The organism is Kitasatospora sp. NPDC032150 (genome assembly GCF_055579945.1).
Window position 1 is genome coordinate 23,595 of sequence record NZ_JBVIMH010000005.1, and the last position, 6,377, is coordinate 29,971.

Consider the following 6,377-nt stretch of genomic DNA (forward strand, 5'->3'; position numbering starts at 1 on the left):
CCGTCGGCCACCGGTCCGTCTCCCGGTCGGCGCACCGGAGACGCTCGCCCCGTCGGCAGCCGGCCAACCGCCGCGTGACGACGGCCCGTTCACTCCCCTCGATGACCGCACTTCCCGATGACCCTCCCGTGCTGACTCCGGAGATACCGTGACCACCCCGTTCCCTCCCGACGCCTCGCTCACTCCGCCACCCGGGTGCCCCGCCCACCAGCTCGGCACCGACGTCCTGCGGCGCCTCCACGGACCGGAGGCCGAGGCCGATCCGGCGGGCCTGTACGAGAAACTGCGCGCCGAGCACGGCGAGGTGGCACCCGTGTTACTCCACGGCGACCTCCCGGCGTGGCTGGTCCTCGGCCACGCGGCGAACCTCGCCGCCATGCGCACGCCCTCCCGGTTCTCCCGGGACTCCCGCCGCTGGACCGCGTTCCGGAACGGACTGGTCGCGCCGGACTCCCCGCTGATGCCGGTGATCGCCTGGCAGCCGCTGTGCGTCTTCGCGGACGGCGAGGAGCACAAGCGCCTGCGCGGCGCGGTCACCGACAGTCTGAACCGCTTCGACCGGCGCGGGGTCCGCCGCTACGTCACCCGCTTCGCCGACCAGCTGATCCAGGACTTCGGCCCCACCGGCCAGGCCGATCTCGTGGCCGAGTTCGCCGAGCACCTGCCGATGCTCGTCATGACGCAACTCCTAGGGATGCCCGAGGAGTACGGGCCACGGCTGGTCGATGCCACCCGGGACCTGATGAAGGGTACCGAGACTGCCATCGCGAGCAACGAGTACGTGGTGGAGACGCTCCGCCGGATGATGGAGCGCAAGCGGGCGGCACCTGGACCCGACCTCGTGACCTGGCTGATGCAGCACGGTGCCGGGCTCACCGACGACGAGGTGCTGGAGCACCTGCGGGTGGTGCTGCTCGCCGCGAACGAGACGACCGTCAACCTGATCGCGGACACCCTCAAGCTCGTCCTCACCGACCGGCGGTTCCGCGCCCACCTGTCCGGCGGCCACATGACGCTGCCCGACGCCCTGGACCAGGTCCTCTGGGACTCCCCGCCGATGATCCTTGTAGCGGGCCGCTGGGCGACCGGCGACACCGAACTCGGCGGTCGCCAGATCAAGGCCGGCGACATGCTCCTGCTCGGTCTCGCGGCCGGCAACGTCGATCCGGCCGTCCGCCCCGACCTGTCGAAACCGCTCTCCGGCAACCGCTCGCACCTGTCCTTCGGCAGCGGTCCGCACGAGTGCCCCGGCCAGGACATCGGCCGGGCCATCGCGGAGACTGGCATCGACATCCTGCTCACCCGCCTGCCGGACCTCCAACTCGGCGTTTCCGAAGACGAGTTGACCTGGACCTCGGCCTGGCTGTCCCGCCACCTGGTCGGCCTGCCGGTGCGCTTCACCCCGCGGACGGCCGACGGGGACGCCACGGCCGACGGACTCACCGCACCCACAACTGCGCCCACCACCGCGTCGACGACCACGCCGGCCCGGCCCACCCAGCCGACCGCGTCGACCACGTGGGCGACGCCGCCCGCGCCGCCCACCGCCCAGCCGTCAGCGCCGGAACCTCCCGTTCCAACCGCCGCCGTCCCTCGGCAGCGCCGCAGCTGGTGGAGCGTCCTGACCGGGACGTTCCGGCGCTGACGCCAGCGACAGCGGCAAGAGCCACACTGAGCGAGCAGCCCGACCGAGCGACATCCCGGACGGCGCGGTTCAGAACCGTCCCGCTTCGCCATTGACGCTGCTGGTGCAGCAGAAATGCTTCAACTTACCTCACAAGTACCCGAGTTGGCCCGAACGGACATCCGGAGGTGACCCGCCTGCGCCCCCTGACCCGCCTCGGCAAGGACGAGTGGGGCACTCTCGGCGAGGTCCGGGAGCTCCGTCGCATCGGATACGCCGACTGGCCGGTGTCGAACTGACGGCACCCGAGGCCCCCGGGGAGGGCCTCTCGGCGGTCGCGGGAAGGCGGCGTGGGTCAGGGTTCGTCGTCGGCGGTGGAGGGGCGGCGCAGGATCAGGCTTAGCAGTGTCAGTCGCAGGACGGGTTGGCCGTGGTCGTTGGTGAGTGTTCCTCTTTTGCGCAGGAGACCGCAGTCCGGGCGCAGGGGCATGGGGCCGGCGCTGAGCACGGTCAGCCGTCCGTGCAGGACGTCGTCGGGGCGTACGGGGTTGAGCCAGCGCAGTTCGTCCAGGCCGGGGGATCCGGCGGTGGCGGAGCCCTGGAGCAGGCTGGTGGCGTAGAGGCGCATGAACAGGGCGCCGGTGTGCCATCCGCTGGCGACCAGTCCTCCGAACGGGGACTCCTGCCCCCGGGTCTCGTCCACGTGGTAGGGCTGGGGGTCGAAGGCGGTGCCGAAGTCAATGATCTCCTCGCTCGTCACCTTGCAGCTGCCGAGGTCGTACGTGGTGCCCACCCGGTAGTCCTCGAAGTAGCGCATTCGGTCATCCTCTGGGGTCGTGGTCGGGCCCGCCGGAGAGTCCGCGGCGGGCCCTCTCGTAGAAATAGATGATGGCGTCGGAACGGTTTCTCAGGCCGAGTTTCCCCAGGGCGCTGCGGACGTGGCTCTTCACGGTGCTCTCGCCGACCACGAGTTTCGTGGCTATTTCGGGATTGGTCATGCCTTGCAGGAGGAGTTCCATGACATCGCGTTCGCGTGGTGTCAGGCCGGAGAGGTCGAGGCCGGTAGATGGTTCCGAGACGGATCGGGGTTTCTTTTCGGGCGTATCGGGCCCATCGGGTTTGGCGGGCGGCTGATCCTGCCAGGGGGCTAAGAGCCGGTATCCGGCGTGGATCAGGCGGATTCCGGAGCTGATCTCGTCGGAGGAGGAGAGCGGGGAGAGCAGGCCGGCCGAGCCCACGTCATCGAGGGCGGGTGTCGACGGGTCGCGTGCGTCGGCGAGTGTGATCAGGCGCAGGGGGTGGCCGGGACTGGAGCGGGAATCGACGGCCAGCCCCCGGACGAGTTCCCGTTCGGCGCGGCGGTCGCCGGCGAGGACGACGTCGGGCGATCGCTCGCGCCACAGCCGAAGGGCCGACTCGGGGCTGCCGGCGTCGCCCACCACGCAGATGTCGGCATGCTGGCTGAGCAGCTCGCGGAACCCGACTCTGGCGTACTCCCGCAGGTCGAGCACCAGAAGGCGGATGTGCGGTTCGCGTGTGCGCTGAGCTCGTGGAGGTTTCGGCTCGAAAGTCTCCATGGGAATTGTCCTCCGCATCGGCAGACCCTTCTTCCGGCAACCTGCTCGCACGGAAGGGAAACGCATCCGGCGACCGCCTCTTCGCATGGCGGGGCGGTCGCACGGCACAATGCACTGAACACCCGGGGCGGCCGGCCCGGGAGCCGGCCCCAAAGGACAGGATGGCATATGCCAGCTGTCGATCCTACGCGCCGTTCCCGGCTGCGGCACCCCCTTCCCGATATTCGGACAGTGGACGCCGAGGGGTGAGAGACCTCTCAGGAATTAAACGGGAAAGGCACCCGTGCGCCAGAAGTGACCGGTTTTTTGTTCCCCGCCGCAGCCCGGTGCCGCCCGCCGCCGCGGGGCCTGCTGCGGGCCGCGCGACCGAAGGATCGAAGGCGAACCTGACGCCAAATCAGCTAGTGTGGCCCGCATGACCCTTACGCCGTCACAGGACACCGCCTCCGAGCTCCAGCCGTGCGACTCGCCCGTCCAGATCCTGGAGCGGATGGGCATCGAGTTCACCCTCCATGAGCACGCGCCCATCCGGACCCAGGCCGACATCGAGCGGGAGCTGGGCCTTCCGGTGGAGTTGCTGCTCAAGACCATGGTGTTCCACACCGGGCAGACGTTCGTGCTGGCGGCGCTGCCCATCCAGCGCCGCGTGCACTACGGCCGGCTGGCGAAGGCCGTCGGGGTGCCCCGGGCGTCGCTGCGCCAGGCCGAGCCGCAGGAGCTGCGGCAGCTGGCCATGGAGCCGGGCGGTGCGAGTCCGGTCTGCGGCCGGGAGGGCGTGCTGGTGGTCTTCGACGAGTCCGTTCGCGAGATGGACCGGGTCTACTGCGGCAGCGGGCTCGCGACCCAGAGCGTCGAGGTCAACGCCCGTGACCTGCTGCGCCTCCTGGAGCCGGTCACGGCGCCCGTGGCCTCGTAAGCCGGCCAGGGTCGGCCGGGCCCGAGCCTCAGTCCCTCGCCCGGCCGACCCGGTCGGCCTCGGCTGCCGGCTCGGGCTCGCGGGCGGCAGCCGCCCGGCCGCCCGACGCGAAGCGCGGACGGCCCAGCCCCAGGGCGACGCCGACGGCCACGAGAAGGCTCCCCCCGAGCTGGACCGCGCCGAACGGCCCGGCGCCCACAACTGGTGCCAGCACCGCCGCCGTCACCGGGATCAGCCCCGCCAGCAGGGTGGCGCGCTCCGGCTGGAGCCTCCTGAGCCCCTCGTACCAGCACAGGAACGCGACCACGGTCACGGCCCCGACGAGCCACGCCAGCGCCGCGAACTCCCGGGCCGTGGGCAGCCGGAGGGCCTCACTGCCGCCCCCCGCCCACACCGCTATGAGGATCCCCTCTACGCCGGCGAACAGGCACGAGTAGGTCGACACCAGGACCGGGCCAAGCTTCGGCAGGACCGGCAGCGCCGCCAGCGAGAACGCCGCCTCCCCGGCGAGCGCCAGCACCGAGTACAGCGAACCCGCCAGATCGGTGCGGCCGAGCCCCTGGACGACGGTGGCACCGACGACGACCACGCCGGCACACCCGGTGATCCACAAGGATGGCCGCCGTCGTGCGAACAAGGGCGTCAGCAAGGCCATGGCCAGGGGGACGCAGCCCACCATGACACCGACGACGGCGGGTTCCGCGGTGCGCAGTGCCGCGAGAACGGCGAGGTTGAACCCCAAGAGGCCGGTTGCCGCGAGTACGGCGAGCCAGAACACGTCGCGCGCGCCGGGGCGCGGACGGCCGGCCGCCCAGGGCCGTGCGATCAGGGACAGCACGAGTGCCGCCAGCACGTATCGGATGGCCTGCCCCCACAGGAACGGGTACTCCGTCAACAGGCTGGAGGAGACGAAGGAACTGCCCACCAGGACCGTCGCAGTGCCGGCGAAGAGCACCCCTGTCTTCGAATCGGTGGTATCCATGGGTGGGATCCTCTCACGCTCGCGTACCGATTTGTGCGCGAACATGGATAACCTACAGGCCAATTGACTGATCATCACCTATGGGTGGTTCTCAACTACGGTCACGGGACCCGCTGGTGGCGTTCAGGCGCGGGAAGAGACGTCGCGCCGAGGCACCCGCGACGCGCGCCAGCCCTGGTGCGCTGAGCCCTCCGAGGTCCCGTACGCGTTCCAGGGACTCGCGGATGTCCGGGCCGTGGATGAACGGGTAGTCGGTGCCGAAGAGGATGTGTTCCTCGCCGGCGACCGTGCGCAGGACGCCCAGGACTTCGGGGGACGCCGACTGCGCGGTCTCGTAGTACAGACGGCCCAGGATCCGGCGAACCTCCAGGTCGGACACCCGGCCGGTGTGCTGCTCCGAGCGGATCCAGGTGCGGGACAGCTCGATGCGCCACGCGAGGTACGGCAGCGTGCCCCCGGCGTGGGCCAGGACGATCCGCAGCCGGCGGAAGCGGTCCAGAACGCCGGAGAACAGCAGGTCCGTGACCGAGCGCGTGGTGTCGAAGACGAAGTCCAGCACGCCCGGGGCGACCCCGGTGGCCACCTGCCCGGCATCGCGCCGCGAGCCGCACGACGGATTGGGGTGGATGAAGACCGTCGCCCGCCGCTGGTCCAGTTCCGCCCACAGCGGCAGCAGTTCGCTCATCCCCAGATAACCACCGCCCGGCAGGCTGGCGCCCAGGACCACTCCGTCCAGGTGGAGGTGGTCCAGCGCGTGCTCGACCTCGCGCAGGGCCGCCTCGACGTTCGGCAGCGGCAACGTGGCCAGTGCGGCGAAGCGCCCGGGGTGGCGCTCCACCAGATCGGCCGACTGGTCGTTGATGCGCCGGGCCAGCGCCACCAGGTCCAGCCCCGCCGAGGTGGCCGCGGCATCGGGCAGGAGCACGGAGGTGACGGCGGCCGCGATGCCCGCGTCTTCCATGGCCCGCAGCGCCCGCTCCTCGGACCAGCGGGGTACCGGAACCCCCGGGGCCATCTCGCGGATCCCGTGCCGGGCCAGCAACGCGACAAGGTCCGGGAAGTAGCTGTGGTGGTGCACGTCCACCCAGCCGGCCATGGCGCTCACCTCGCTCATACCTGCGCTCCCTGACGGATCGGAACCGACAACACCCGCACACTCCCGGCGCCGGCGCGGGGGGGGGGGGGGGGGAGGGGGGGGGGAACCCCCCCCCCCCCCCCCGCCAACCACACAACCCCCCAACCCCCACACCGCGAGGACGATCGCCATCCTCAAGGGGA

The 6,377-nt window shown here is 71.0% G+C and carries 6 protein-coding genes and 1 pseudogene; 3 read left to right on the top strand and 4 right to left on the bottom strand.

The window, feature by feature from the left end; genetic code table 11:
• The first annotated feature begins 148 nt into the window (after positions 1-148).
• Both ACZ5ON_RS08165 and ACZ5ON_RS08170 read left to right on the top strand, forming a co-directional pair.
• Positions 149-1,645: a cytochrome P450 gene (locus ACZ5ON_RS08165; protein ID WP_465587253.1), complete on the top strand. Its 1,497-nt coding sequence runs from the start codon at positions 149-151 to the stop codon at positions 1,643-1,645.
• A 152-nt stretch (positions 1,646-1,797) separates the two neighbouring features.
• Positions 1,798-1,923 (top strand): annotated as a pseudogene (locus ACZ5ON_RS08170) (flavin reductase family protein); the annotation flags it as partial.
• A gap of 56 nt (positions 1,924-1,979) precedes the next feature.
• On the opposite strand, the gene ACZ5ON_RS08175 reads toward ACZ5ON_RS08170, so the two are convergent.
• Both ACZ5ON_RS08175 and ACZ5ON_RS08180 read right to left on the bottom strand, forming a co-directional pair.
• Positions 1,980-2,441 (bottom strand): MaoC family dehydratase, encoded by a 462-nt coding sequence (locus ACZ5ON_RS08175; protein ID WP_465587256.1) that lies wholly within the window; start codon positions 2,439-2,441, stop codon positions 1,980-1,982.
• Between the two features lie 4 nt (positions 2,442-2,445).
• Positions 2,446-3,201 carry a response regulator transcription factor gene (locus ACZ5ON_RS08180; RefSeq protein WP_465587259.1) on the bottom strand — a complete coding sequence of 252 codons (756 nt, stop codon included), beginning with the start codon at positions 3,199-3,201 and terminating at the stop codon, positions 2,446-2,448.
• A gap of 415 nt (positions 3,202-3,616) precedes the next feature.
• Between ACZ5ON_RS08180 and ACZ5ON_RS08185 the strand changes: the two genes are divergently transcribed.
• Positions 3,617-4,117 carry an aminoacyl-tRNA deacylase gene (locus ACZ5ON_RS08185; protein WP_465587262.1) on the top strand — a complete coding sequence of 167 codons (501 nt, stop codon included), beginning with the start codon at positions 3,617-3,619 and terminating at the stop codon, positions 4,115-4,117.
• Between the two features lie 28 nt (positions 4,118-4,145).
• Here ACZ5ON_RS08185 and ACZ5ON_RS08190 read toward each other — a convergent pair whose 3' ends face one another.
• Together ACZ5ON_RS08190 and ACZ5ON_RS08195 are read right to left on the bottom strand one after the other, a co-directional pair.
• A complete protein-coding gene (locus ACZ5ON_RS08190; protein ID WP_465587265.1) occupies positions 4,146-5,099 on the bottom strand; it encodes a DMT family transporter in 954 nt (317 codons plus the stop codon).
• Positions 5,100-5,190: 91 nt separating this feature from the next.
• Positions 5,191-6,213: an amidohydrolase family protein gene (locus ACZ5ON_RS08195; protein ID WP_465587268.1), complete on the bottom strand. Its 1,023-nt coding sequence runs from the start codon at positions 6,211-6,213 to the stop codon at positions 5,191-5,193.
• Positions 6,214-6,377: the final 164 nt, after the last annotated feature.

Excerpts from the sequence above, each read along its gene's own strand:
- ACZ5ON_RS08175 (WP_465587256.1), bottom strand. The coding sequence starts at position 2,441 with ATGCGCTACTTCGAGGACTACCGGGTGGGCACCACGTACGACCTCGGC.
- ACZ5ON_RS08195 (WP_465587268.1), bottom strand. The coding sequence starts at position 6,213 with ATGAGCGAGGTGAGCGCCATGGCCGGCTGGGTGGACGTGCACCACCAC.
- ACZ5ON_RS08180 (WP_465587259.1), bottom strand. The coding sequence starts at position 3,201 with ATGGAGACTTTCGAGCCGAAACCTCCACGAGCTCAGCGCACACGCGAA.
- ACZ5ON_RS08185 (WP_465587262.1), top strand. The coding sequence starts at position 3,617 with ATGACCCTTACGCCGTCACAGGACACCGCCTCCGAGCTCCAGCCGTGC.
- ACZ5ON_RS08190 (WP_465587265.1), bottom strand. The coding sequence starts at position 5,099 with ATGGATACCACCGATTCGAAGACAGGGGTGCTCTTCGCCGGCACTGCG.